Below are 1,655 nucleotides of genomic sequence, written 5' to 3'. Positions count from 1 at the left end.
TTGAAGTCGATCCAGCCGCACAACTGCGGCGAGGCGCCTGAGACAGTCTGGAAGCCGGCCACCGGCACCGACAGGCTGTACGTGCCGACGCCGACGATCGGCAAGGAGGCGAAGGCATTGTCGGTGTCGCCGGCGGCGTTGGTGCTGGCGCGCGGGCTGGTTGCCGGCGGCGTGGCGATGTAGGCGGTGCCGTTGGGAATCGTCAACGGCAGGGTCGGGTCGATCGTCAGGCTGGCGCCGAGGGTGAGGCCCGAATTGACGTGGCCGGCCATGCCGTAGCTGGTCGGCGCATCGCTGAAATCTTCGTCGACGGTGATGTTCACGCCATAGGCGTCCGGCGACACGGTGCCGGTGAGCGCCGTCGGGTTGCCGAGGCCGATGTTGAGTGCGGCCGAAGTGAAGGTGCCGTTGAGCTGGGCGGTGCCGCAGCCCGAGGTCGAGGCCGGATCGGTGCAGGCCACCGAGGGCGCGGCCGAGGAAGCGCGCAGGCGTGTGTTGCCCAGGGTCGTCGACAACGCCCCGCCGATCACCGTCCAGGTCGCGCCGCCGGTGGCGGTGAGGAAGGTCGTGCTGTTGAGCGCGCTGCCGCCGGTGCCGCCGAGGCGGGCGAAGTGGAAGCGCGGGTTGACCACCGGACGGCTGAAGTTGAAGGTCAGCGTGCCAGCGGCTTCCTGTCCGCCGCCCACCACGTTGACCGTGGTGCCCGAGGGCGAGGGCGTCATGAAGTTGAAGGTGTTCGAGCTGAGGTTGATGCGCGGGTCGTAGGCGGTAGGCGGATTGCCGTCGAACGTGGCCGCGCCGATGCCGGTCGAAGTCGTGCCCGGCGTGCCGCCGTTGCTGACGGCGGTCACCGTCAGCAGCGAGGCATAGCTCGCGCGGTTCAAGCCGGTGTCGATGGCGTCGTTCTGTTCCGACGCCGACACCGGCAGGGCGCTGCCCAGGACCAGCAGGGCCGACAGCCAAGCCAGCGCACGTGGAACGAAGAGGCGCCGCGGCGGGTCGATAGCCGGGCGCCCGAGCGGAGAAAAGGTCGCGCCATCCTGGCCGGCAGCGAAAACGATGGCATAAGCGTGCTCGCCGAGCCGCGGGTGCGGCACGGTGTTTTGCTGACTTCGCATACGGTCCCCTGGATGGTCATCGCTGAAGAACCGGCACCCGAGTCGATCGGGGACCGGTCCTCGCCATATGTGTGACTCAAGTCACACTGGCCGGCGCAAATTATCCGTACGCGGCGACGAAGTCAAAGCTTTTGTACGGTCTTTGCGCAAAACATCCGTATGGCGCGAGCGTGGCCGGAATCGCGGACGTTTGGCGTAAAGCGGCCGCTTGGGGCGCGGCGACCGCAGCGCCTCGACCTCGCGGCGCTGCCGGTCGGAGCCCCGGTAGGAGCGGCGTGAGCCGCGGCCACGGGACGCGCAGAACCGACCGCGCCGGTGCCATGCATCGACGCGGCGTGTTTTCGCGAGGGTAGGAGCGGCGGCCTACTGGATTTCCTTTGGTCACAAGCCGCGACCGCGCAACTGGCGGTTGCTGCGTTTCTCGCCGCAGAGCGGTGAAGCAACATCCAACATCTAAAGCTTCCGTCCGCTGACGCGGCCGGGTTACTTTCTTTTGCTGGCCCAAAAGAAAGGTAACCAAAGAAAAGGGCTTTCCTT

The 1,655-nt window shown here is 67.3% G+C and carries 1 protein-coding gene; it reads right to left on the bottom strand.

The window, feature by feature from the left end; translation table 11 throughout:
• Positions 1–1,118 (bottom strand): hypothetical protein (locus ACTJJK_RS23180; protein ID WP_440731368.1); only part of this gene is annotated, 1,118 nt, incomplete at its 3' end.
• Between the last annotated feature and the right edge of the window lie 537 nt (positions 1,119–1,655).

Source organism: Lysobacter sp. 22409, assembly GCF_052045105.1.
Classification (GTDB): Bacteria; Pseudomonadota; Gammaproteobacteria; order Xanthomonadales; family Xanthomonadaceae; genus Lysobacter; species Lysobacter antibioticus_B.
The sequence above is the reverse complement of the archived record's forward strand: the minus strand, read 5'-3'. Positions and strand labels throughout refer to the sequence as shown.